The organism is Vibrio limimangrovi (assembly GCF_054064025.1).
Genome location: NZ_JBSUGF010000007.1, coordinates 286,174 through 308,817, shown reverse-complemented (window position 1 = coordinate 308,817; position 22,644 = coordinate 286,174). Strand labels below are relative to the sequence as shown.

Below are 22,644 nucleotides of genomic sequence, written 5' to 3'. Positions count from 1 at the left end.
ACTTAGTAGTATGAAGAGGACAAGTCGGCAATAGCCTGTACTAGCCCTTCTACATCTTGTTCATCGTGGAACAAGTGAGTAGAGATACGAAGCGCATAAGTGCTAGCTTCATCATCTATATTCAATTTGAAATCCGTTGTACGAATGATGTAGCCATACTCCTCACGTAAACGATCTCGGAACTCAGTGAGAGTAGGGCCGTCCGTCACAACAGATAATGGGTTGAACGTCGTGATACCACTCTTGAGACCTTCTACATTCGGCGAGAAGATTTTTGCGTCTGGCAAAGCTTTAGCGAGTAACTCTTTACACAGACTACCTAAAGCAAGAACACGCTCTTCAATTCGGTCACGGCCAATCTCATCCCACATTTTACAGCTGTCTGTCAATGCTTGTTTCGCAGGGAAGTTATCGTTACCAATGTACTGAAGCTGAGTCTGTATAGGAGAATTAGCATGAGACAGTGATGAGTTAATCAGCCATAATGCGTTCTCATTATCCCAAAAGTCAGTCAAGCGTCCGCCAAGTACACTTTCACCAGAAAGATTTTCCCCTTTTCGTACGTATAAAATACCAGTTGCACCAGCACCACACTGCCATTTATGGCCAGAACCTGCATAAAAGTCACAGTCTAAATCGTGGAAATCAAGATCGAACATGCCGATGGTGTGAGCGCCGTCTATCAACGTAGGGATTCTGTTTTGTGTTGCGAGCTGACAAATCGCCTTAGCAGGTAAAGCCGTACCTGTTTTATAAGTGACATGAGAGAAAACGATCAGTTTGATATTGCCATAAGAGGCAATCGCATCACTGAATACTTTAACGTAATCTTCTTCAGTCACCACTTGCTCACCGGTGTAGAGCGGAAGTTCAATTTCAACCACCTGAACCTTGAAACGCTCCTTTGCTACGTTGAGAGCAGAAAGGACAGCCGCATGTTCATGGTGCGTTGTAAGGATAACGTCACCCTCTTGGAAATCCAGTCCATTGATGATGGTACATACGCCATCAGTGGTATTACGGCTAAGAATGATTTCGTCAGTATCCGCACCAAAGCCCGGAGCAATTTCCGCAGCCATATTGACAACCTGTGGCCAGGAACCAAACTTCCCTTGCATATCCCAAGGGTATGTTGCGACCAACTTGTTATTTTCAGCGTAGTTTTCCAGTACATGCTTCGGCATTGAACCGGTCGTACCGATGTTCATGTACGTTGTTTTCTTGTCTAAAACGAACTGTTTTTGCACTTTAAGCCAAAACTGTTTGTCGTTTTTGCTACCAAGACCTTGGCTGCTCCAATTAACTTTCTGTTCACCAGCTTGTGCTATGCCTGAAAAAGCGGAAGCACTCACGCCAGCAACAGCGGCACCCGCTGCTCCTTTCAGAAAATTACGGCGACTGCGATCAGTCCGAGTAGTTTCCTTGTTGCTCATCTTTTCATTCCTTGTCGAAATTAGCCATCATACTGTTAATTAAACACACGTAACTATTTGTTACTAAAACATTATTACTTATTCAAACCAGAGTTTAATTTTTTTCTCTGTCATTAAGTGACTTTAGTTCCATTTTTTACTTGAAATGATGACATAAACAAAAGCTTGCCTATGAATCAAAATTCATAAGATTACATAATAAAATATTAGCTAAGTTGACTAGGTTTTATCGTAAAGCTTTTGTCATTTCTCTTATTTTAAACAATCCCAGCCTTAGCATAAATTTCATCTTGATTAATTTCTGCATATATTTCAATCAATTAATTATATGCCAATTGGCACTATTGAATATTTTCATATCAAAAAACATCCAGTGTACTAAGTTTTATAAAGTCGCTTAAATTAGTGCAGATATTGATTTGATGTCAGGCCACACAAAAATAGCCAGAAAAGCATCAATAAAAAGTATGTTTCTGTTCTGGTGAGTTACACCTTTGGACACACAACCATCCGAATACCGAATATAGAAGGGTAAGTCATGTTAAAAGGATTTCTGAGTATTTCCGCAACGGTTGCTTTGCTAGGAACCGCTGTGCCTACCGCAGTCGCACAATCGATTACGATGACCGACCTCAATACCAATCAGTCTGTTGGAACTGTTGAGCTATCCGAAAGCCAATATGGCGTAGTATTTTCGCCAAAACTATCCGGTATTCCATCTGGATTACATGGTTTTCACGTACACGTAAATCCATCATGTGATAGTGCTGAAAAAGATGGCAAAACGGTGTTGGGAGGTGGTGCTGGCGGTCATTACGATCCTGGGAATACTGGCAAGCATGGTTATCCCTGGACAATAGACAACCATCTTGGCGACCTGCCGGCTTTGTATGCCGACATGGAAGGTAACGCAACCCAGCCCGTTTTGGCTCCGCGCCTGAAATTATCAGATTTATCCGGCAGAGCCTTGATGGTTCATGCGGGTGGTGATAACCACTCCGATCAACCTGCTATGTTGGGTGGTGGTGGTGCACGCATCGTCTGCGGTGTGATTAAGTAGCAGCTCAATTAGCCTTAACCGATTAATATGCGTCGTTCACTTTTAAATCAATGACTAGAAGTGGCATTCAAGAAACGAACGAATCCTTCTCTTCACATCAGAAGAGAAGGATTTCAGTTTCTCCAATTCGGGTTAACACAAATTCTGAAAAATGTCGCTAAAGCGAGACAGTAACACTTGAACCAGGGCCGGTCGTGCCAGAAAATACCCTCATTACGCCGCATTGAACCGAAACTTATGGTTAATCCAAAACTTATCGCCCTACTTCCTGATCTCGCTTCATTTATCCTGGTGGTGAACGAAGGGAGCTTTACCGCCGCCGCTAAAAAGCTAGGGGTTACCCCTTCCGCGTTGAGTAAGTTGATCACGCGATTAGAACATGCGCTTTCCGTGAAGTTATTTGAACGTACTACGCGTAAGCTGCTCATCACTCAAGCAGGGCAAAAGGTATACGATCAGAGTATTGCGATGGTTAACGCCGCCCAACAAGCGGTGGAATTGTCAGCGGAAGATCATACCGAGCCAACCGGAGCACTGACGGTTGCTGCACCGGAAGCGTTCTTAAACTCAGTTCTTCAACCCTTTGTGTTGCCATTTTTACAGCGATATCCAGAGATTCAGCTCAAACTTCGTGCCGCTGATGGTGAAATTGATCTGTTCCGCGAAGGTATCGATGTGGCCTTTAAGCTGACTGATAAACCCGATGAAAACCTGGTTTTGAAAGAGATCCGTAAAACGAACCTTGTATTGTGCGCGTCACCGGACTATCTCACTGAACACGGTATGCCAGAGCATCCAACCCAGCTTGAGCAACATGACTGCATTTACCTGGCAGAAAATGACAAAGACAACATTTGGTCGTTCTTTAAAGAAGAGGCGTTTCACTCCATCGCTGTAAGAGGCCGATACGCTGTCAATCACTCTCAAATGCGGTTAAATGGCGTCAAAGCAGGATTAGGGATCGGAATCTTCCACGACTTTGTGGTTAAAGAAGCACTGGAAAGAGGAGAAGTGGTTGAAGTACTTTCTGACTGGATGATAAAGAGTAACTATCATGGCGCAATTGCCATGCAGTATCCCCAAACCAAATACATGCCGGCGCGCTTGCGGGTATTCATCGATTTCGTAAACGAACACTTGATCACAAAGGAACCTAACCATGTTTAATGCGATTCACCACGTGGCCATTATCTGTAGCGACTACCCAGCATCAAAGTACTTTTATAACGAAATATTGGGTCTGCGCATTATCGCGGAAAACTACCGCGTTGAACGGGATTCTTATAAGCTCGATCTCGCACTACCTGATGGCAGTCAAATTGAATTATTCAGTTTTCCGAACACCCCTGAGCGGCCAAGCTTTCCTGAAGCTCAAGGCCTGCGGCACCTCGCTTTTCAAGTTGATGACATCGAAGAAGTGAAACAATACCTCGAATCGAAAGATATAGAAGTAGAACCTATCCGAATTGATGAATTCACTGGTAAAGCATTTACCTTCTTCCAGGATCCAGATCGACTACCGTTGGAGTTATATCAGAAGTAAATCGTGAGGGGAAAATCGAAGTGTATTTGAGTGCGTCGAGTATTTAGTTAGATAAGTCTGTTCAATTAGAAAAAACCAGGTGGTGCCCTGGGCTCAGGCGTTTCAAATCGTACACTTAGAGCCAAAAAAGTGTAACTGTCAGAAATAACCGAGCTCTGTCGTAAAAGTAAAGGTGTAGTTGGAAGTGAGTCGTGATGAAAAAGTGAATAGTGACTGAACGGACAAGGCTTGCCTTTGTGAGTAACAGCATTGTCACCTTCTTCAACCTGAATCAGTTCGAAACCGTTAAGCGTACAAAGCGTTGCCCACACGCCCATGCTGTTACCATGAGCATTGATAACAGGCATTAGTGTAACAAGCGCCCAGCTTAAGGCGCAAGCAAACAACATAGAGCGATAAAAAGGAATTAATCTACGCATAACGGTGACTTAACAAATTTCACACAGCGTAACCAATTCTAACTGCAAGCTCAATAACGGATTACAAACACAGTGTTAGTTTGCCGACAGAGACAACTTATTTTATCGATAAAGACAACAAAGCCCGCTAATGAATAGCAGGCCTTTTTCAATCATTATCGTAGCGTTCAAAATTAACCGAACAGCTTGCTCCAGATACTTGGGTTGCGTTTGTCGTGGTATTCTTCACGAAGACCATCGATTTCGCGTAGCTGCTCTTTCGCTTGAGTCAGATTCCCCGCATCTAAGTCTGCTTCGATTTTGTCTAACGTTACCGATAACTTGTTGAACCCTTCTAGGTACGTATCAAACTTTTCTGGTGGGTAGTTCCCACGCTTGGATTGCTCTACGATAGCTTGCAAACTATCAATTGCAGACTTCATGGTTTCAACATCCGTAGCTTCCGCCGCTTGTTTGAAATCCATCTTCATCTGTTTCATGTTCTGTTTTAGATCGACCGCTTCCGCCATTGCGTAGCTTGAGCACAACGCAATCGCACACCCTAAAATTAAAGGACGTAACATCTTCACTTCTCCATTTTTAGTGCCGAATTCTATGTCGGCTTCGCTTATCACAGTGACCCAATATGCTGGATTACCCGGACAATTATACCCAAGCAGTGTAAAGGAAACACACTAAGGGTGCATTGCAAAAATGTAATCAAGTTTATGCATGACGCATTTCATCATATTCTGTAATGGGTTCACGCCCGCGCAATTCCAGGAAAGACAAAAACTGCTTAGCCGAATAAGTAATGACTTTTTCGCGGCTAATCGCAACTCGGTCCATCAACTCTCCAACCAGATCGAGATTCCCCACATCGTGGCAAAAATGTGCGTCGCTGCCTGTGGTAAAGAATACGCCTAACTCTTTGCCTATCTGCGCAATCTCATGACAACGGTCAACGCTACCAACACGGCTGTTCCCTTTCAGAGTGGTATTGTTAATCTCAATCGCGACGTGATGCTCTTTAGCGCATTTCAAGACGGTTTCAAAATCAAAGTCAAAATTTGGGTTACCTAAATGTCCAAGCGCATCAATACGACCACTTTGGATAACGTTAAGCAACGCTTCTGTGTGGGTAGCCTTATTCGATGGAATAAAGACAGGTTCGTGGAAACTGGCAATGACCCAATCTAGGTTCTGATCAACACTGAAAGGGATATCAATCTCACCTTCCGTATTGAGAATATTGGCTTCAATACCACGAACGATGGCAACGCCTTCAAGGTAACGAGGCAGAATTTTTTGATTTGAGAAAAACCAGTAGTGAGGTGCACCCGGCATCGACTCTGCATGATCGGTAGTACAGAACATTTCTAATCCGTTCTCTTTTGCCGACTTAGCATTTTCAATCAGCGTACTATAGGCATGACCACTAGCGTACGTATGTGTGTGAGTATCAACCTTAAAATCCATCATTATGCCTCTGCAGCGCAAATTTGCAGCTATTGTATACCCTCAAGATGATAAGATGTAGCGCTCCCTACTGAATAGAGTTTGAAAAGAAAGACTTATACCAATCGTAGTAAATAACTGGTCATTCTAGCTTGTTAAAATACTCGATAACAGCGTTACAATTTTTGATTGTAGAATAACTACTTATCGAAAAATTCTGCCTTGTTCTCAAGCATTTTTCCTACGCTATTTCTGAACACTTACTTACTGTGATTGGTATTAATCATGTCAAATACCCCATAGATACGGTATTTTCCACCAGCATTTCTATTTCTCGCCGTCGCTTCATAGTATTAAGAACGCGTGACACTTGTATGAATAATGAGATTGGACAGAAGCAATGTTGTGCTTGTTCGAGTCTTGACTACAGTAAATACAATAATGCCAATTACAAGGACAAGGTTATGAGGGTAAATCATCTTTTGATAAGCGGGGCTTGCCTAATTTTTCCCATGACCACTTACGCAGATACGAGTCTTTCAGATCAAGGTATTTCTGCTGCTATTGTTGGCGGCGAGACAACAACCTTGAATCAAGCGCCCTTTTTCGCACGTTTAATTTTGTATAAAACCGGGGCAGACGAATTCGCCAATATCTGTGGCGGCTCTATCGTGAATGACCGTTTCATTTTAACTGCCGCACATTGTGTCGAATCCGATGTTTTTACTGATGGGTGGAGCACGGACCATCTGCGTGTTTTAGTCAAAAACCCAACCATGGATGACGTTTATGTCTCCGAATTCAAAGACGTTCGCAAAATCACCATTCATCCAGACTACAACCCCAACGAGTTGTGGATTAATGATCTCGCACTTCTCGAACTTTCTCGCCCGATAACAGATAACGTTCAATCTATCACTTTGCCGCAAGACTTTGGCGATTACAGTGACGCTTCTGTCTATCAAATATTTGGCTTGGGGCAGACATCCACCACTGACACATCAGCACCAAACTATTTACGCTGGGCAGAAGTTGAACCACTCACCGATTCAGAGTGTGAAGCTTTGGTTTCCGGATTCAACGCACAGGAGACTTTGTGCGCGAATGGCTTTGAAGACAGAGATTATACCGGGATTTGTCGCGGTGACTCCGGTGGGCCACTCACGTATGTGGATGACAATGGTATGTACCAACAAATTGGCATTGTCAGTTATGGCTCATCTATCTGTGAGTCGGCTGCCATACCGAGCGTATTTACAGAAATACTCAACTACACAACCTGGATCGAACGGCAAACCAGCTCTGGGATTAAAACCAGTTATGACTCTGAATTAGCCGCCACGGAAGATTACCATAGTGAAGGGGATTCAGAGATTTTTGTGGATGACAGTGATGACGGTGGTAGCGGCGGCTCTCTTGGCGCTGGCCTCTTAATGATAGGCGGATGGCTGGGTTGGATACGTCGTCGCAAACAAAATAACTAACTTAAGCTGACAGCAAGACGTACGGTACACCACTGGCTAAAAACTGAGCCTCCATAATAAATGAGCTTCCAGAACGTAAACAGCCTTCCCGTCACAGGAAGGCTGCTCTGTAGTTATCGGCGAATATAAATCGAACTCGAGCTAGCGGCTTTACCCTCTGGAATTCGGAAGCCAACTTTTAACATGGTGTTGTGTAGTACCTTGTTAAACAGTTCCAGCTCAACACTCTCTTTACCATTAAATTTCTGTTCAGTTTTCAGTTCTGGAAATTTCGAGATCGCCTCTTTCTGAATACGCGTCAATTCATCGGTATTAATGCTCTGCTTGCTCAGCAGTTTCGTTCCTATAAAACTTTCGTATGCACGAGCGCACTTCATCAATCGCAAAACAAAATCATTCATCGTTGTCGTTCTTTTAGTAGTAGCCTGACGTTGGGAACACCTGTCGAATTGGTGTTCCTACCTTGCGAAAAGATAGCAAGAATAAGCGCAATTGATGTGTAGGAAAAATCCCAATAAACAGAGAGAAAATAGCTACTTTCATATATTTTTCAATCAATTAACAATTCAAACACACTGAGCTAAATGTATGCAACAAATTGATGCATTCATTTTAACGACTACAATGATTCTATGACTATAAATTAGGATGAATAATGATAAATTTTTTGCTGACCGTCATCGTGATGCTCGCTTTTGCCGCCAACTCACTCCTGTGTCGAGCAGCATTGGTGGATGAATTGAGTGATGCTGGCAGCTTTACACTCATTCGGTTAATTTCCGGTGCCGCCACTTTGATTCTTTTTCTTGTTGTCACCGGCACCTTAAAAACTGAAAAACCAACCAGTCGCTTCAAAATACTGGCCGGCCTGACGTTGTTTGGCTATGCCGTGTTAATCTCATACGCTTATTTAAATATGGCAGCAGGTACCGGCGCACTCATTTTATTCGGAGCGGTACAGCTTACGCTTCTGACACTGCATTGGTGGCAAGGCGAACGCTTTAAGACATTAGAAATCATCGGCATTGCTGTGTCTGTGCTCGGTTTTGCCTGGTTAATGCTTCCATCAGCCACACGCCCGGATATTTGGTCAACGGTTCTTATTGCCATATCAGGGATTTGCTGGGCACTATTTACCGCTCTCGGCAAGCATGCGCCCTCACCCAGCAGCGGGATTGCTTGGGGTTTTATTGCCGCGTCGGTTATCAGCTTGATGCTTTCTCCGCTTCTCCTGTCCTCTGTGACTCTGACTTCCAAAGGTGTTCTGCTCGCGGTGTCATCAGGCGCGATTACCTCTGGACTTGGTTATCTGTTGTGGTACCACGTAATACAGAAACTTTCCCTACTCCAGGCTGCTGTCAGTCAACTGTCTGTACCAGTGATCGCTTTGGTATTAGGCTCAATTATGCTAGGTGAAGCGCTTTCGTTTCATTCTATTCTCACCAGTTCAATTATCTTAGGTGGTATCGCACTGGTCTTTTTATCTCGATCTCAAAATGTGCACTAAAACGAGACAACTTGATAAAAAATAAAACTTTTCCTCTCAAATCAGCATTCATCATCTATTCTTTTTAAAAGTAGGGGTATGAATGACAAGAAGTGAAAGCCCCCCAGCTTAATGTCTGGCGATTAATAGAATTGAAAAAATCTTGGCTAGGAAATACCGTAAATCTGTTTCATAAATAAGACTCGCAGTAAGTAACTGTTTTGAGCATTTTTTCTTTTTCCCTATGAATAGCAAGGGATAGACGAAGATCAACGACTTAATGCGCAATTTGTTTTGACAGAAGATTTACAATCCGCCTCTTTTTGCTCGCTATATTCCGCCAACCCAAATATATTTATAACAATATACTAAAATATAAACTTTTATTAACAAATTCATCAACTTGAAAAGATAGGCCTGAGCAAATTTTTGATTATGAATGACAAAATTAAATTCGCTATAAAGGTATCGCTTAGCCTCACATTGGCTTATCTGATCCCCTTTGCAATGGGGTGGCCACAGGCTTCGACCGCAGCGACCACAGTAATGCTGATTGCTACAACAGGCAGCCGTCGCGAATCTCTCGCTAAAGGGACTTTGCGTGTTCTGGGGACCTTGGTTGGGGCTGTCGTTGGCTTGCTGTTAGTCGGCTTATTTTCACAGGATCGCATTCTGTATATGCTATCCGTTTCCCTCGTCGTGTCATTTATCTTTTATTTCCGCAACGCTTACCAACAAGATCCTACCCTGCTGATGCTGACCGGGGTCATGACTCTGATGATGTCTAATGGTGGAGATGCAGATGGCGCCTTCCTGTACGGCGTCGATCGTGCCTACATGACCGTATTTGGTGTGGTCGTTTATACACTTGTCGGCACGTTCTTATTCCCGGTGAAAACAGAGCAAAACCTGCGACAACTCATCGAACAGTTAAACCAAACGCAACAAGCTCTGTTTGCAGTGATTGTTCATAACTTTGAGCAACGACATGAAAAGCATCAACAAGATGATAGCGAGGCAGAATCTGCACAAGCGTCTGAGAGCAGAGCCACTCAACTCAACATAGATAAGCTTACCGAAGAAGTATTTGCTGCGCAGAATAATTTAGAACAGCGCTTTGCGACCGTCAGTGTCGAATGCAGTGATGTTTCTGCATATATTCAAGAATGGCGCTTAGCCGTCCACCTCAGTAAGCAGATTACTCAGCAATTGTCCGTTGCCGTCCATAGCCATTTTAGTCTGGAAGACGATCGCACGTGCATAGATAACTTTGATGAAGCAATCGCGGAAATTGAGCAGCTATTCGAAACTTGCCAACAAGTTTGGGACAACAAAGAACAGGTTCATCGCACTAGGGAATTTAAGGCCGACTTCAACCAGGAATTATTAGATTCAGTACCTCACCTAACTAAAGGCTCCGCCGTCACGCTAGGTGTTCTGCTGGAATCCATGCATCAGAGCCTTTCGCGCCTGGCTGAAAGTATTAGCTGTATTGACTCGGTGACCAATACTGTTTCGTTCGAAGTTGAACTGCCTAAGCCAAAAGGCAAGTTTTTGTGGTGGGATGCAGAAAACTTCAAAACCGCGGTTAAAACGTTTGTAACCTATTGGGTCGCGGGGCTTATTTGGATTTACTTTAATCCGCCAGGTGGCTACTCATTTGTCATTTTCTCAACCATGTTTATGTCCTTGCTGTCATTCATACCCGTACATCCTATTTTGCTGCTGGTATTGTTCACGTTCGGCTTCTTATTTGCGGTGCCATCGTACCTATTTATATTACCGCAACTGGATCTTGGGCTAGAGCTTGGGTTGTTTATCTTTATCTATACATTTATTGGATTTTACCTTTTCAATGGTCCGATAACGATTTTTTACATGGTTGGTCTGTTTGTGCTGGGGCTGGACAACAATATGTTCTACCACTTCGGGATCTTAATGACGATCATGACGTTGTTTTACCTGGTCGTGTTCATGATCATTTTTGCTCATTACTTCCCGTTCAGCTCAAGACCAGAACATCTATTTTTAACTTTGAAAGAGCGATATTTCCGGCATATACGCTCTCTGTTTGCCACCTATCAAAACCCGTCGAGTTCTTTTGTAACACAGCCAAAGCGTGCTCTGCATTTGGTGACTCTGAATGTGTCGGCAAAAAAACTTAAAGTGTGGGGTTCCAAAATCAACCACAAACATTTTAACCAAACGACGCCTGAAGCGATTGGTGCATTCAGTAAAGCTTGCGATGCATTGTGCAATCATATTAATGTGCTCATGATTGCAGAGAAGAAATTATTGGCTAACCCACTGATAAACAAACTTCGTCAGCAGCATCGCGACTCCATCATACCTATGATGGCTGGGGCTTTAGCTAGTCATCAAGTAACAGAAGAGCTCGATTCCGTATTCGAAAAATACAGTCAGGATTACCAATCCTTTGAAGATAAACTGGAAGACTTTTTTAGTGCGTTGGATTTATCTGACTACGCTTATTCAGAGATAGCCGGTTTTTATATCTTGCTGAATTTAAAACGGAACGTATTCGAAGCAATAAAACATTGCAAGCAAACCTACGAGGATATCGATTGGGTGAACTTACAGCAGAAGCGGTTTTAAAGGTGGGGATATGATGCTTCAAAAACTAACAAAACCAAGCCTCGCCATCCTTACTTTACTCGGACTGAGCGCATGTACTACTGTGGGACCAGACTACGTCCAACCACAACAAGCTCCTTTACCAAGTGATTGGTCACTAGAAAAGGCAGCCGAAGATACGCAGCAATCTGAGCAGAAGATACAGCAGTGGTGGCAACAGTTTAATGACCCGACGCTAAATCAACTGGTTGAGATGGCAAGCCAGCAAAACCTCGATTTGGAAGCGGCAGGTTTACGGATTGTCCAGGCCCGAGCCTTGGTAGGTGTCGCGTCTGGGTTGCAATATCCGCAAGTACAAACTGTGTCCGGTAATCTAGCGCGTGCTTACGTTAACGACCAAGGGTTCAACAACGCAGCTCTGTCATTTGATGCGGCCTGGGAAATGGATATTTGGGGCAAATACGCACGTGGTATTGAGTCCGTTGAAGCGGGGTATTACGCAACGATCGCGTCTTATCATGACATCATGGTTACCATCACTTCCGAAGTAGTACGCAATTACGTCAATTATCGTACCTACCAAGAACGTATTTTGCTGTCAGAGCGTAACATCGATATTCAAAAGCGCGTTGTCCATATTACTCAAGTCCAGTTTGACTCGGGTAACGTGACCGAACTTGACGTTCAACAAGCACAGAACCAGTTGTATACCACAATGGCGGCGCAACCGAGTCTTGAAATCGCGATGAAGCAGTCACGAACGGCTATCGCCCTGCTTTTGGGCGTGTTGCCAGAAGAAGTCGATGCGATCCTTTCATCAAACGGGCTCCCTCAGCGTATCGCGGAATACGAAGCTCAGTTTCAATCGACCGGAAGAAAATCCGCACTATCTGGTAGTGATGAAAACTCGATTGTCCCTCGTCCGCCATTATTAGAAACACAAATCGATGCCAACCTGATCATGCGTCGACCGGACTTACAAGTATCTGAGATGCAAGCTCGCGCTCAGAGCGCACAAATCGGCGTAGCAGAAGCAGCGCTGTACCCAAGCTTTTCACTGTTTGGCTCAATAGGTATCGACAGCACCGTCCCTGATGGCAGCAGCTTTAGTTTCAGTGACTCTTTAACCATGGTTGCAGGCCCCGCGTTTAGCTGGAACATATTTCAATATGGCCGAGTGAAAAATAACATCCGCTACGAAGATGCCAGCTTTCAGGAAACCTTGACTAACTACAACAAGAAAGTACTCGAAGCCGTTAATGAAGTCACCAATGCGTTAGAAGCTTACGACCTGTATTTGCAACAAAAAACGCTGCGCTTGCAGTCCGTCAACTCCTCTATTCGTGCGTTTAATATTTCGATGACGCAATACGAAAACGGCCAAATATCCTTTGAACGCCTGCTAAATTCTGTAGAGAAGATGACCCGAGCAGAGGACAACTACGCGTCAATCAAAGGCAGTGTCGCAAACCAAGTTGTCGCCCTTTACAAATCCCTTGGCGGCGGTTGGCAAGCGCAGACAGGTAAACCTTTCTTATCAGATACGATAGCTAAGCAGATGAACGAACGCACGGACTGGGATGGATACTTAGACTCCGAAAACCGTGTATTACCACCTCTGCCGATTGAAAGAGCTGACAGCACGAAGCCTACTAGGGAGGAGCCGTGATGCCTTATGAGCTTTCTTGGGGAGATATTTACTTCTCACCTTTGCTACTGGTTCTGTTTCTCGCGGTAACCGCTACCTGGATAACCGTTATCCTGTTAAACAAGACCCGTTTGTCGCGTTTTATCGCGTTTCCGTCGCTGACTTTTATCGCCATCATGGTCTGTTATGTGGTGGCAATCGACAGCTTTTATATTCAATTTTAGGTGCCAAACAAGATGAAAAAACTATTCGTAATTGCACTCAATCTTGTCATTCTTAGTGGCGCAGCTTGGCTCGGCTATCAAAAGTTTGAAGAGTATTTCAATAACCCCTGGACACGAGATGGACAGGTCCGGGCCAACGTCATCAAAGTTGCACCACGTGTATCCGGTCCTATTGTCAATGTCGCGATTCAAGACAACCAAGAAGTAAAAACTGGTGACTTGCTGTTTGAAATCGATCCGACCACCTACGAGGTCGCCTTATCTCAAGCCGAAGTGGCACTGGAAAAATCCGTTGTCAGCGCTCGTGGTAAAAAAATCGAATACGATCGCTTAACGGACATCCGAGACAAAGATCGCGGAGCGGTATCTCACAAAGACCTTATTCGTAGAGAGATTGCTTATGAAGAGTCGTTACTGCAAATAAAGGCCGCGGAAGAACAGTTAAAGTCCGCTAAGTTGAATCTGAGCTACACCAAGGTTTATGCGTCAGTCGACGGGTTTGTTTCTAATTTAGATATCCGCAACGGTACTCAAGCGGTCGCCAACCAGCCATTGCTTGCACTTATCGATAAACACAGCTTCTGGGTGTTTGGCTTCTTCCGTGAAAACCAGCTGCAACAAATTGAGCCGGGCAGTCAGGCGCGAGTGACCTTAATGTCTCATCCAGATACACCGATCGCAGCAAAAGTTGATTCCATCGGATGGGGGATAGCACCAAGAGATGGCACGGTCGGTTATAACCTCTTGCCAAATGTGAATCCTGTTTTCCAGTGGATACGTCTCGCACAACGTATTCCAGTGCGCATTTCGATCAACGAACTTCCTGAGGGAATTGAACTTCGATTTGGACTTTCTGCCTCCATCATGGTGATGGAAGATTCAGCAGACAACAATGAATAGATACTAAGTGAGAGAACAACCATGGTTATTGGTAAAAAACTCAAAAACATTAATGAAGAAAATAACTTCTTTTATCTCACCTTGGCGCTCATCGTTTTGTTAATTGGTGGTGCGTTTGTCCAAATTGTCGATGAAGGCACGATTGAGCACATGTTGCAGGCGTTTACCATATTAACGTTTATCGTCTGCTTCGCTAGCTTACGTTTTGACAAAACCTGGTCGCGATTCCTGTATACCCTAGTTGGTATCTGGGTAATTGTTATTGTCATAAAAACGATTTTTCACATTCAAGAAATGAACGTAGTGATGCTAGCTTTAACGTTTGCGTTCTTCTTTGGCACTTTTAAATCGATAGCAAGACAAATCCTATTTACTGGCCATGTCAACAGCAACAAAGTCATTGGCTCAGTCGCTCTATTCTTGCTTCTTGGTTTGATGTGGGCCATTGCCTATCTCATCTTAATTGAATTTTCTCCACAAGCGTTCACAGGTATGGAAGCTATATCCTGGGGACAAAACTTCTCCAATGCAGCGTATTTCAGTTTCGTCACCCTAACTACTCTTGGTTATGGCGATATCAGTCCTCTGACTCCGCTGGCGCAAGTCATCGTTTATTTAGAGGCCATTACAGGTGTGTTTTATATGGCGATAGTGGTTTCAAGTCTCGTCAGTTCCAACATTGATCATCAGGTAAACAAAAATGGATAAATTATCGGAAAGAAATGACAGTAAGCTTTTCATCAGTAACATGGTGGAATCAGCAATACGTATTGGCTTGATCTTCGTATTGCTGGTGTTTACGTACGACATTATCAGGCCTTTCATCCTTCCCGTTATTTGGGGAGCAATCATCGCTGTAGCACTCTTGCCAGTAACTAAGAAACTGCAACGTGCTTATGGCGGCAGACGCGGCTTAGCTGCGACCACCATCGCTTTACTCGGTATCGCACTGTTGGTCACACCGCTGGTTATGGTATCAGGCTCTATTTATGAAGGGGCTGCACACGCTCTGGAAGTACTTCAAAGCGGAGACGTCAAAATTCCAGGTCCTAAGCCATCTGTCGCTGACTGGCCTGTCGTCGGCAATAAACTTTTTGACACCTGGACACTCTTTGCGACCAACTTAGAGCAAGCCATTCAAACCTTTATGCCACAGATTAAGTCAGCATTAACTTCCATGCTTGGTATGGTCGGTGGTGCACTGGGTAGCGTACTGCTCTCTATTTTATCTCTAGCGATTGCTGCTGGGTTTATGACTTATTCGGAATCATTAGCGTCGGGCCTGACTACTCTCGCTATTCGTACTGCAGGTGACAATGCGAAAAGCTGGACGACTCTGATCGCTGCAACAATTAAGAGTGTATTGCTAGGTGTGGTCGGTGTTGCTGCCATTCAAGCATTGCTGATTGGTGCAGGTTTCTTTGTATTTGGCGTGCCTGCCGCTGGTTTGCTTACCATCATCTTAATGATTTTATGTATCGCTCAGCTTCCAGCACTCATCGCAGTGCTTCCTGTGATTGGTTACATGTACATGACTCAGGACAGCTCTACAGCCACGATGTTTACAGTATGGGCTGTCGTTGGTGCATTGTCTGAAAATTTGCTTAAACCATTGGTAATGGGTAGAGGAGTGGATGTGCCGATGCCAGTGATTCTTCTGGGTGCTATCGGTGGTATGCTTTTCTACGGTATCGTTGGCCTGTTCTTAGGTGCGGTCATTCTGGCGATTTGGTATGAGTTGTTCGTCTGGTGGTTGAACATCGAGAAAGCTCAACAGCAAGAAGAAATGGGCGAGATGCTAGAGACGGTAGATAACAAAAATGAATCCAGCAACGGTGCAGGTATTTAAGTTAACCAAGTCTCAAACCTAAATATAAAATCAAGCCGTTGCATTGCAGCGGTTTGTTTTAATTGGGGTCACATTTTCATCAAATCAGTAATGAAAAATGAAACTAATGTTAAATTTTCATGCTAATGACACTTGAAAGTTGCAATCAAACACATAACGATGCACTCTCGATGCTCACTAATAGATAGTGCTTAGGATAAAAACAATGAAATTGATCAAGCCTTTAACTTGCGCGCTTGCTCTGGCAATGAGTAGCATGGCATTCGCTGACGTAACCGTTAGTGTTCCTGACGACGTTTCTGTACTAGCTGCGAACGGTGAAAAAGTGAAGCTTTCTGGTGGCTTTCTAGCTTCAGAAAAAACCTTCACATTACCTGATGGCGTAAACCAAGTCGTTTTCCGCTTTTCTCCGTTTTTCAACCAAGGAAATGATCGCGTTAGCGTTGAAAGTGACGTTATCGTCACTCGATTCTCTGCATCGGACTCGAAGTTAACATTCCAACTTCCAGAGTACCGCAACTTGAATGATGCAGAAGAAAACATCAAAGACTTAGACTGGAAACTGGTTGATGCATCTGGCGACGCGATTGCGATTCAGCAAGACAAGCTTATCAAACCGGGCATGCAGATTGGTCGTGATTATGTTCGCGAAGTAGAAGACTACAATAGAGATGGTGGTGTGGCAGCCATCGCAGTTGCTGGCACAATGGTTCAACCAAGAACTCTACCGGCAGAAATTCCTGAAGATATGAAGCAAGCACGCGCGGCTGCAAAAGCAGATTCAACCGCAGAAGAAATGTTGCACTTCTGGTACCAAAAAGCGGATGCTGAAACCAAAGCGCGCTTCAAAGCATACATCAATCAACAATAACGTTCGGTTGAGCTCAAGTAAAAAGCCACATCATCATGATGTGGCTTTTTGATATTCGATACATTGCCCTAAATCTCTAAATTAAGCATCACCAATAACGTTCATAAATGATGTTTCCACCAGTATTGGTTCGAAATTTCTCTAACCCGCCCTTTTGCAGCACGGGTAAGGTGTCTTTAATCATCTCTGGATTCCCACACAGCATGACAAAGCTGCTGGCCGGTGAAAATTGCACATCTGCCCGGCTTGACAGGTCTCCAGAGTCTATAAGTTCTGGAATTCGACCTTGTAACATACCGTCAACGGCCTCTCTGCTGACTATTGGCACATACTTTAATCGCCCTTCATAACGCTGTTCCAGATGCTCAATTAAGTATGTATAGACCAGATCCTTTTCGTATCGGACTCCGTGAACAAGCACGATTTTATCGTTATGGGGAAGCAATTTAATGTCATCTAGCAATGAGAGAAATGGGCCGATACCAGTACCGGTTGAAAGTAGCCACAGTTCGTGCGCTTGTTTGGGGATGGTGTCCTGGACCAAATCTCCGTGGGCCGTTTCACCGACATAGATGCTATCGCCCGTCTTCAATTTTTGCAATCTTGGTGATAATTGACCTTGTGGGTTGGCGACTATCAAAAATTCTAACCAGTCAAACTGTTCACTCGGAGCATTAACCAACGAGTACGCACGGCTGACTAGATTCCCTTCGTCATCCAGCAACGCAAGCTTAGTAAACTGTCCAGCTTTAAAGGAAAGCGGAGCACCAGACACCCTCAAACTGAACACATCATCGGTCCAATCTATTCGCTTCTCAACTCTGGCGAGATTGAAGTTTTTCAGTTCTGCCATGAGACTTCTCCCTTTTAGCTCTTCTCAACTAAACTTACGCTTCCAATTTCACTATGTAAAGCACAAAGTTTACATAATCAGCCATCTTATTTCACACTTAATGAACAATTTTATTACATAATAAGAAATTACATCTAGAATAAATACTCAGATTAATAGGTAGCCTCACAATTTGTGGCAACGTTGATGAAAAAGGAAAAATAAAATGGACACACAACTGAAAGACTTCCCTGTAATCACTGAGATTAGAGTGGCCTGGGGAGAAATGGATGCCTTGCAACACGTCAACAACGTCGTCTATTTTCGCTATTTCGAAACTGCTCGTCTCGACTATTTCGAAGCCATTAATTTACTCGTCGACCTGCAAACCTCGCAAATTAGCCCTGTTCTGAGTGAAACTCAGTGCCGTTACAAGTTACCTGTTACTTACCCAGACACCCTTTTGATAGGCTCTCGTGTTATCGATATGCAGGGCGACCGCATGACGATGGAGTATCAAGTGTTTAGTAAGAAGTGGGGGAAAATTGTAACGGTCGCTACAGCAACAGGCGTGATGTTTGATTTTAAGAATAATGTGAAAACCGCAGTTCCTGATAAGATTCGCCAGTCGATACTGGATCTGGAAGCAACAGTTGGAAGCACCCACCATCTGGAATGATAGATACCTCTAGTAACAAAGCATGAGAAATTCCCGACTGCGAGCTTTCATCGCTTTCGGGAACAATTTACTGATCTAGCACTTAGCAAAAAGTCTCGATATAGAGCGCTTCAACTTTGTCTCTTGCCCACTGCGTTTTACGCAGAAACTTCAGCGAAGACTTAATAGACGGATCACTCTTAAAACAATTCACGCGAATGCGCTCGTACATACCATTCCACCCGAAATGCTCGACCAGGCGGGTGACGATTTTTTCTAAACTCAACCCATGTAGTGGGTTATTTGGTTGTGCATTACTCATGGTATAAATCCAATGTTATCTACTGTACGGGCGTGTCGGGGGCTAATCTAACTTAAACGAACATGATACCCAAATGTTATTTTCCGTAAGAGCCTCTGCCCTAACAGCTATTGAAAGAATCAGCCCGACGAAAAAGTCGGGCTGCTCTATTTTCGATGTAACGATGCGTTAGTTAGAAAAAGGACTTCACCCACAACATAATACTGTCCCAAATCTGACCAAACCAAGAGGCCTGTTCGACAGTTTGATTGCTGATCAGCGGATAGCTTGCAACGGTTTCATCATTATTTTTCCAAACGACTTTACCAATCACATCACCCTGATTAATTGGTGCCATCAAAGGCTCGTTCAACTCTACGCTTTTGTCTAGACTGGCCGTCATTGCACGCGGTAACGTTAAATAGGCATCTTTGGCAAAACTGGCCTCAACTTGACTGGCTTTACCCTTCCAGACACGAACTTTTGATTCAACTTGCCCCTGAGTCGCTACCTTTTTCGTATCATAAAAGCGGAAACCGTAGCTGAGTAAGTTCTTAGACTGACTAACCCTTGCTTGAGGGCTAGGAGTCCCCATGACAACCGAGATCAAACGCATTTTCCCTTCAGTTGCTGAGCTAACCAGACTATATCCGGCGTTACCGGTGTAACCTGTCTTGCCACCATCAACATTTATCGCGTTATCCCACAGTAGCTTGTTACGGTTGTATTGAGTAATATCGTTCCACTTAAACACCTTTTCGTTATACAACGCGTAAACATCAGGAACGTCACTGATGATCGCTTGCATCAATTTCGCCATGTCGATAGGTGATGTTTGAATCCCCTCACTATCGAGGCCATGTGAGTTCACGAAATAGGTATCTTGCATCCCTAGCTTTTCAGCCCAACCATTCATCAATGCCACAAAGCCACTTTCACTGCCTGCCACATGTTCAGCAAGCGCTACGCAGGCATCGTTTCCAGATTGAATGATCACGCCACGCATTAAGTTCGAAACACTGATTTCATCTTTAGGTTTGATGAACATTTTTGAAGAGCCCGGAAATTTTTCTGACCACGCATTTTCGCTGACCGTCACAATAGAATCCCAGCTCAGTCGGCCCGCATGAATTTCCTGCCCAACAACGTAGGCAGTCATTAGCTTTGTCAAACTAGCAGGTGCTAATCCGGCTCTCCCATTTTGCTCCGCTATAATAGCTCCCGACTGAAAGTCCATCAGCACATACCCTTTAGCCTGTAACTCAGGTGGGCTTGGCGTAACCACCGCAAAAGCAGGCACGCTCACTAAACAAGTCACGATCATCCATCGAGCCAGCGACAATTTCATTTAACATCCTCCACGATCAGCACTGCACTTTAAAGCAACTCTATTGAGCATAGCTCACTCAATCGGTTGCACCAGTCGCTAATCGTTTCATTTTCTTGAACTTACTTCGATTTTACATAAGAAAGTGGACTGACGCGGTACACCTTGGTTAATGACAAAATTACAAGTAAAGTAACGGTCGTAAGGTCTACATGCCGATACCCAAAAAGGAAAAAGAATAAACAATGAATGCTCAATCATTTATCGATGCAGGATTGCACTACACTCCCTACACTTTCACCGTTCCGTTGGATTACCAAGACGACAGCAAAGGTACAATTGAGGTTTTTGCTCGCTCAGTTTGCTTAGCGAGTGACGAAGACTCAAATAAACCGTGGTTGGTGTATTTTCAAGGCGGTCCGGGCTTTCCCTCTCCACGTCCGAACGGCAATAACGGCTGGATAAAAAGAGCACTTCAAGAATACCGGGTATTGCTGCTTGACCAGCGAGGCACGGGAAACAGCTCGGTGATCAACCATCAAACACTGGCGCATCTTACGCCACAGCAGCAAGCTGAGTACTTAAGCCATTTCAGGGCGGATAATATTGTTCGAGATGCTGAGTTTATTCGTCAGGAGATCGGCGTTAAAAAATGGGCAATTCTTGGCCAGAGCTTCGGCGGCTTTTGTTCTCTAACCTATCTATCCTTGTTCCCAGATAGCCTGCGTCAAAGTTATATTACTGGTGGGGTACCGTCTGTTTCTCGTCATCCTGACGACGTCTATGAGGCAACGTTTAAACGTACGATGGATAAAAATCAGGCGTTCTTTCAGCAGTTTCCTAAAGCGCAGCAACTTTGCCAGAACATCGCTGATCATCTTATTGAAAACGAAGAGTTTCTTCCAAACGGTCAACGTTTTACCGTTGAGCAGTTTCAACAGATTGGTATTAATTTTGGTGTCAGTGATACCTTTTTACCGACTTATTACTGGCTGGAGAGTGCACTTATCCATGTGAATGGAAAACCTCAGCTGCGTTACGAGTTTCTGAGCGATATGTTGGCTCAGCAAAACTTCCAAACCAATCCGATTTACGCCATTTTACACGAGTCAATCTACTGTCAGGGATTCTCCTCTAGCTGGAGTGCACACCGGGTACGTCAGTCACATCAAGCGTTTAACTATGAAAAAGGTAAGTCTTTCTACTTCACCGGAGAGATGGTCTTCCCATGGATGTTTGACCAATATGTCAACCTGAAACCACTCAAAGAAGCGGCCGAGATATTAGCGAACAAGGACGACTGGCCCGCACTTTATGACGAAAAGCAGCTGGCAATGAACAAAGTACCGGTAAGCTGCGCTGTCTACGCTGACGACATGTTTGTGGAAATGGACATCAGCCGCGAGACGTTATCTTTAATGCCAAATGCAAAGGCGTGGATCACCAACGAATATGAACATAATGGTCTGCGTGCAGACGGTGAACGTATTCTGGATACCTTGATTGCAATGGGTAATCAGACTGCCGCTACATTGCTGTAGTGGAGACTCACGTTAATTGAAAAATGCACATAGGCGGGACAGCATATGTGCATTGATACATTCCTTGCTCAATCCTCAGAGCACTCTTGCTCTAGCTTATATTTTTGTATTCAGTACCGCGCTTAAAATGGCTGTAAGTTGAGACTTAACCGCCTCAGACTTCTCAGCATCCAGCTCGTAACGTCCTCGTGCCAGAGCGTCATTGTTCAGATAGGTATCTTGGGACATCTCTAACTGAATAGCGTGAATATTGTCACTTGGGTTACCGAAGCCTCGAGTAATAAAGCCGCCTTTAAAGCGACCATTAAGCACCTGGCTGTAGTTATCTGACACTGCATCCATCACAGCATCGACAATGGCCGAGCTGCAAGACTCTCCTTGATTGGTACCCCAGTTAAATTCAGGCAGGGTACCTTCGAACAACATTGGAACTTGGGCGGCAATGCTGTGTGCATCAAACAGAATCGCGTAACCATGAACCTCTTTTAAGCGCGCGAGTTCTTGCTCGATAGTCGAGTGGTAAGGCTGCCAAATTTGCTGGATATAACGTTCGTGATCCGCTTCGGTTGGCGCTTTACCTTCAACAAATACCGACGTGGAATCAAATAATATTTCTGGGAACAAGCCAGTTGTTTTGGTGGTGTATAACGGCTTGTCATCACTCGGACGGTTTAGATCAACGACATAGCGAGAATAATTTGCAGAAATGACGCTGGCTCCGAGATCTTTTACACATTCATAAAGCTCTGGAATAAACCAATCTGTATCCGGGAGTTTACGTGCAGCATCTGTTAATCCTTGTTCGACTTCAGGAGTCAGGTTTAGACCCGAGTGAGGCATGCTCACTAGTAGCGGGACGCTTCCCTGATGAAACTCGAACGGTGATGACACGATAGTAGGTTGAGTCATTTGGCAGACACTCCGTTATCTTATATTCAAATGTATATACATTTAACAATGTAACTATGATATAGCGTTGTTGCAAGCTTGAAGTTATTAAAACAGGCCCTCCATCTCGAATTTCCGCCCAACAATC

23 protein-coding genes are annotated in these 22,644 nt (G+C 44.2%); 14 read left to right on the top strand and 9 right to left on the bottom strand.

Annotation, left to right across the window (positions count from 1 at the left end; all coding sequences use genetic code 11):
• Positions 1-2: 2 nt before the first annotated feature.
• Positions 3-1,433 carry an aminotransferase class V-fold PLP-dependent enzyme gene (locus ACWYU8_RS09095; protein WP_457519080.1) on the bottom strand — a complete coding sequence of 477 codons (1,431 nt, stop codon included), beginning with the start codon at positions 1,431-1,433 and terminating at the stop codon, positions 3-5.
• Positions 1,434-1,971: 538 nt separating this feature from the next.
• Between ACWYU8_RS09095 and sodC the strand changes: the two genes are divergently transcribed.
• The 3 genes from sodC to gloA2 all read left to right on the top strand — a co-directional run bounded on the left by sodC (position 1,972) and on the right by gloA2 (position 4,036).
• A complete protein-coding gene (sodC, locus tag ACWYU8_RS09090) occupies positions 1,972-2,493 on the top strand; it encodes a superoxide dismutase [Cu-Zn] SodC (RefSeq protein ID WP_457519078.1) in 522 nt (173 codons plus the stop codon).
• Positions 2,494-2,730: 237 nt separating this feature from the next.
• Complete coding sequence (locus ACWYU8_RS09085; protein ID WP_457519076.1) at positions 2,731-3,660, top strand: LysR family transcriptional regulator; 930 nt, start codon at positions 2,731-2,733, stop codon at positions 3,658-3,660.
• Positions 3,653-4,036 carry an SMU1112c/YaeR family gloxylase I-like metalloprotein gene (gene gloA2 / locus ACWYU8_RS09080; protein WP_457519074.1) on the top strand — a complete coding sequence of 128 codons (384 nt, stop codon included), beginning with the start codon at positions 3,653-3,655 and terminating at the stop codon, positions 4,034-4,036. The genes ACWYU8_RS09085 and gloA2 overlap by 8 nt, the downstream gene beginning before the upstream one ends.
• Positions 4,037-4,101: 65 nt before the next feature.
• Here the strand turns inward: gloA2 and ACWYU8_RS09075 are convergent, their stop codons facing one another.
• The 3 genes from ACWYU8_RS09075 to ACWYU8_RS09065 form a co-directional block, all read right to left on the bottom strand.
• Entirely contained in the window at positions 4,102-4,455 is a 354-nt protein-coding gene (locus tag ACWYU8_RS09075; protein WP_457519072.1) for a hypothetical protein, read from the bottom strand.
• A gap of 173 nt (positions 4,456-4,628) precedes the next feature.
• Positions 4,629-5,018 carry a cytochrome b562 gene (locus ACWYU8_RS09070; protein WP_457519070.1) on the bottom strand — a complete coding sequence of 130 codons (390 nt, stop codon included), beginning with the start codon at positions 5,016-5,018 and terminating at the stop codon, positions 4,629-4,631.
• 142 nt (positions 5,019-5,160) lie between these two features.
• Positions 5,161-5,913, bottom strand: coding sequence for a PHP domain-containing protein (locus ACWYU8_RS09065; RefSeq protein WP_457519567.1), 753 nt, complete (start codon positions 5,911-5,913; stop codon positions 5,161-5,163).
• A gap of 443 nt (positions 5,914-6,356) precedes the next feature.
• Between ACWYU8_RS09065 and ACWYU8_RS09060 the strand changes: the two genes are divergently transcribed.
• Positions 6,357-7,376, top strand: coding sequence for a S1 family peptidase (locus tag ACWYU8_RS09060; RefSeq protein WP_457519068.1), 1,020 nt, complete (start codon positions 6,357-6,359; stop codon positions 7,374-7,376).
• A gap of 113 nt (positions 7,377-7,489) precedes the next feature.
• Here ACWYU8_RS09060 and ACWYU8_RS09055 read toward each other — a convergent pair whose 3' ends face one another.
• Positions 7,490-7,777 carry a hypothetical protein gene (locus ACWYU8_RS09055; RefSeq protein ID WP_457519066.1) on the bottom strand — a complete coding sequence of 96 codons (288 nt, stop codon included), beginning with the start codon at positions 7,775-7,777 and terminating at the stop codon, positions 7,490-7,492.
• Positions 7,778-8,031: 254 nt separating this feature from the next.
• Between ACWYU8_RS09055 and ACWYU8_RS09050 the strand changes: the two genes are divergently transcribed.
• The 8 genes from ACWYU8_RS09050 to ACWYU8_RS09015 all read left to right on the top strand — a co-directional run bounded on the left by ACWYU8_RS09050 (position 8,032) and on the right by ACWYU8_RS09015 (position 16,949).
• Complete coding sequence (locus tag ACWYU8_RS09050; RefSeq protein WP_457519064.1) at positions 8,032-8,883, top strand: DMT family transporter; 852 nt, start codon at positions 8,032-8,034, stop codon at positions 8,881-8,883.
• A gap of 414 nt (positions 8,884-9,297) precedes the next feature.
• Positions 9,298-11,478 carry an FUSC family protein gene (locus tag ACWYU8_RS09045; RefSeq protein WP_457519063.1) on the top strand — a complete coding sequence of 727 codons (2,181 nt, stop codon included), beginning with the start codon at positions 9,298-9,300 and terminating at the stop codon, positions 11,476-11,478.
• A 10-nt stretch (positions 11,479-11,488) separates the two neighbouring features.
• Positions 11,489-13,126: a TolC family protein gene (locus ACWYU8_RS09040; RefSeq protein ID WP_457519061.1), complete on the top strand. Its 1,638-nt coding sequence runs from the start codon at positions 11,489-11,491 to the stop codon at positions 13,124-13,126.
• Entirely contained in the window at positions 13,126-13,329 is a 204-nt protein-coding gene (locus tag ACWYU8_RS09035) for a DUF1656 domain-containing protein (protein ID WP_457519059.1), read from the top strand. The genes ACWYU8_RS09040 and ACWYU8_RS09035 overlap by 1 nt, the downstream gene beginning before the upstream one ends.
• Positions 13,330-13,341: 12 nt before the next feature.
• Positions 13,342-14,229, top strand: a complete 888-nt coding sequence (locus ACWYU8_RS09030) for an efflux RND transporter periplasmic adaptor subunit (protein ID WP_457519057.1) — start codon at positions 13,342-13,344, stop codon at positions 14,227-14,229.
• A 21-nt stretch (positions 14,230-14,250) separates the two neighbouring features.
• Positions 14,251-14,937: a potassium channel family protein gene (locus ACWYU8_RS09025; protein WP_457519055.1), complete on the top strand. Its 687-nt coding sequence runs from the start codon at positions 14,251-14,253 to the stop codon at positions 14,935-14,937.
• Positions 14,930-16,078 (top strand): AI-2E family transporter, encoded by a 1,149-nt coding sequence (locus ACWYU8_RS09020; protein WP_457519054.1) that lies wholly within the window; start codon positions 14,930-14,932, stop codon positions 16,076-16,078. Before ACWYU8_RS09025 ends, ACWYU8_RS09020 begins: the two co-directional genes overlap by 8 nt.
• A gap of 205 nt (positions 16,079-16,283) precedes the next feature.
• The gene (locus tag ACWYU8_RS09015; protein WP_457519053.1) at positions 16,284-16,949 is read left to right on the top strand and encodes a DUF2057 domain-containing protein; all 666 of its coding nucleotides are present in this window, start codon (positions 16,284-16,286) and stop codon (positions 16,947-16,949) included.
• Positions 16,950-17,037: 88 nt separating this feature from the next.
• On the opposite strand, the gene ACWYU8_RS09010 is transcribed toward ACWYU8_RS09015, so the two are convergent.
• On the bottom strand, positions 17,038-17,802 hold the full coding sequence (locus tag ACWYU8_RS09010; RefSeq protein WP_457519051.1) for a ferredoxin--NADP reductase: 765 nt from the start codon (positions 17,800-17,802) through the stop codon (positions 17,038-17,040).
• A 205-nt stretch (positions 17,803-18,007) separates the two neighbouring features.
• Here ACWYU8_RS09010 and ACWYU8_RS09005 point away from each other — a divergent pair, with 205 nt between their 5' ends.
• Positions 18,008-18,460 (top strand): acyl-CoA thioesterase, encoded by a 453-nt coding sequence (locus ACWYU8_RS09005; protein ID WP_457519049.1) that lies wholly within the window; start codon positions 18,008-18,010, stop codon positions 18,458-18,460.
• 82 nt (positions 18,461-18,542) lie between these two features.
• Here ACWYU8_RS09005 and ACWYU8_RS09000 read toward each other — a convergent pair whose 3' ends face one another.
• Both ACWYU8_RS09000 and ACWYU8_RS08995 read right to left on the bottom strand, forming a co-directional pair.
• Entirely contained in the window at positions 18,543-18,761 is a 219-nt protein-coding gene (locus tag ACWYU8_RS09000) for a VF530 family protein (RefSeq protein WP_457519047.1), read from the bottom strand.
• 172 nt (positions 18,762-18,933) lie between these two features.
• Positions 18,934-20,088 (bottom strand): D-alanyl-D-alanine carboxypeptidase family protein, encoded by a 1,155-nt coding sequence (locus tag ACWYU8_RS08995; protein WP_457519045.1) that lies wholly within the window; start codon positions 20,086-20,088, stop codon positions 18,934-18,936.
• 224 nt (positions 20,089-20,312) lie between these two features.
• Here ACWYU8_RS08995 and ACWYU8_RS08990 point away from each other — a divergent pair, with 224 nt between their 5' ends.
• The gene (locus ACWYU8_RS08990) at positions 20,313-21,608 is read left to right on the top strand and encodes an alpha/beta fold hydrolase (protein ID WP_457519043.1); all 1,296 of its coding nucleotides are present in this window, start codon (positions 20,313-20,315) and stop codon (positions 21,606-21,608) included.
• Positions 21,609-21,704: 96 nt separating this feature from the next.
• Here ACWYU8_RS08990 and hutG read toward each other — a convergent pair whose 3' ends face one another.
• Positions 21,705-22,517, bottom strand: a complete 813-nt coding sequence (hutG, locus tag ACWYU8_RS08985) for an N-formylglutamate deformylase (RefSeq protein WP_457519041.1) — start codon at positions 22,515-22,517, stop codon at positions 21,705-21,707.
• Between the last annotated feature and the right edge of the window lie 127 nt (positions 22,518-22,644).

Coding starts and splice junctions, on each gene's coding strand:
- ACWYU8_RS08990 (WP_457519043.1), top strand. CDS start 20,313: ATGAATGCTCAATCATTTATCGATGCAGGATTGCACTACACTCCCTAC.
- ACWYU8_RS09085 (WP_457519076.1), top strand. CDS start 2,731: ATGGTTAATCCAAAACTTATCGCCCTACTTCCTGATCTCGCTTCATTT.
- ACWYU8_RS09095 (WP_457519080.1), bottom strand. CDS start 1,433: ATGAGCAACAAGGAAACTACTCGGACTGATCGCAGTCGCCGTAATTTT.
- ACWYU8_RS09010 (WP_457519051.1), bottom strand. CDS start 17,802: ATGGCAGAACTGAAAAACTTCAATCTCGCCAGAGTTGAGAAGCGAATA.
- ACWYU8_RS09060 (WP_457519068.1), top strand. CDS start 6,357: ATGAGGGTAAATCATCTTTTGATAAGCGGGGCTTGCCTAATTTTTCCC.
- ACWYU8_RS09000 (WP_457519047.1), bottom strand. CDS start 18,761: ATGAGTAATGCACAACCAAATAACCCACTACATGGGTTGAGTTTAGAA.
- ACWYU8_RS09065 (WP_457519567.1), bottom strand. CDS start 5,913: ATGGATTTTAAGGTTGATACTCACACACATACGTACGCTAGTGGTCAT.
- ACWYU8_RS09005 (WP_457519049.1), top strand. CDS start 18,008: ATGGACACACAACTGAAAGACTTCCCTGTAATCACTGAGATTAGAGTG.
- ACWYU8_RS09050 (WP_457519064.1), top strand. CDS start 8,032: ATGATAAATTTTTTGCTGACCGTCATCGTGATGCTCGCTTTTGCCGCC.
- sodC (WP_457519078.1), top strand. CDS start 1,972: ATGTTAAAAGGATTTCTGAGTATTTCCGCAACGGTTGCTTTGCTAGGA.
- ACWYU8_RS09025 (WP_457519055.1), top strand. CDS start 14,251: ATGGTTATTGGTAAAAAACTCAAAAACATTAATGAAGAAAATAACTTC.
- ACWYU8_RS09020 (WP_457519054.1), top strand. CDS start 14,930: ATGGATAAATTATCGGAAAGAAATGACAGTAAGCTTTTCATCAGTAAC.
- ACWYU8_RS09040 (WP_457519061.1), top strand. CDS start 11,489: ATGATGCTTCAAAAACTAACAAAACCAAGCCTCGCCATCCTTACTTTA.
- ACWYU8_RS09075 (WP_457519072.1), bottom strand. CDS start 4,455: ATGCGTAGATTAATTCCTTTTTATCGCTCTATGTTGTTTGCTTGCGCC.
- ACWYU8_RS09015 (WP_457519053.1), top strand. CDS start 16,284: ATGAAATTGATCAAGCCTTTAACTTGCGCGCTTGCTCTGGCAATGAGT.
- ACWYU8_RS09045 (WP_457519063.1), top strand. CDS start 9,298: ATGAATGACAAAATTAAATTCGCTATAAAGGTATCGCTTAGCCTCACA.
- ACWYU8_RS08995 (WP_457519045.1), bottom strand. CDS start 20,088: ATGAAATTGTCGCTGGCTCGATGGATGATCGTGACTTGTTTAGTGAGC.
- ACWYU8_RS09030 (WP_457519057.1), top strand. CDS start 13,342: ATGAAAAAACTATTCGTAATTGCACTCAATCTTGTCATTCTTAGTGGC.
- ACWYU8_RS09070 (WP_457519070.1), bottom strand. CDS start 5,018: ATGTTACGTCCTTTAATTTTAGGGTGTGCGATTGCGTTGTGCTCAAGC.
- gloA2 (WP_457519074.1), top strand. CDS start 3,653: ATGTTTAATGCGATTCACCACGTGGCCATTATCTGTAGCGACTACCCA.
- hutG (WP_457519041.1), bottom strand. CDS start 22,517: ATGACTCAACCTACTATCGTGTCATCACCGTTCGAGTTTCATCAGGGA.
- ACWYU8_RS09055 (WP_457519066.1), bottom strand. CDS start 7,777: ATGAATGATTTTGTTTTGCGATTGATGAAGTGCGCTCGTGCATACGAA.
- ACWYU8_RS09035 (WP_457519059.1), top strand. CDS start 13,126: ATGCCTTATGAGCTTTCTTGGGGAGATATTTACTTCTCACCTTTGCTA.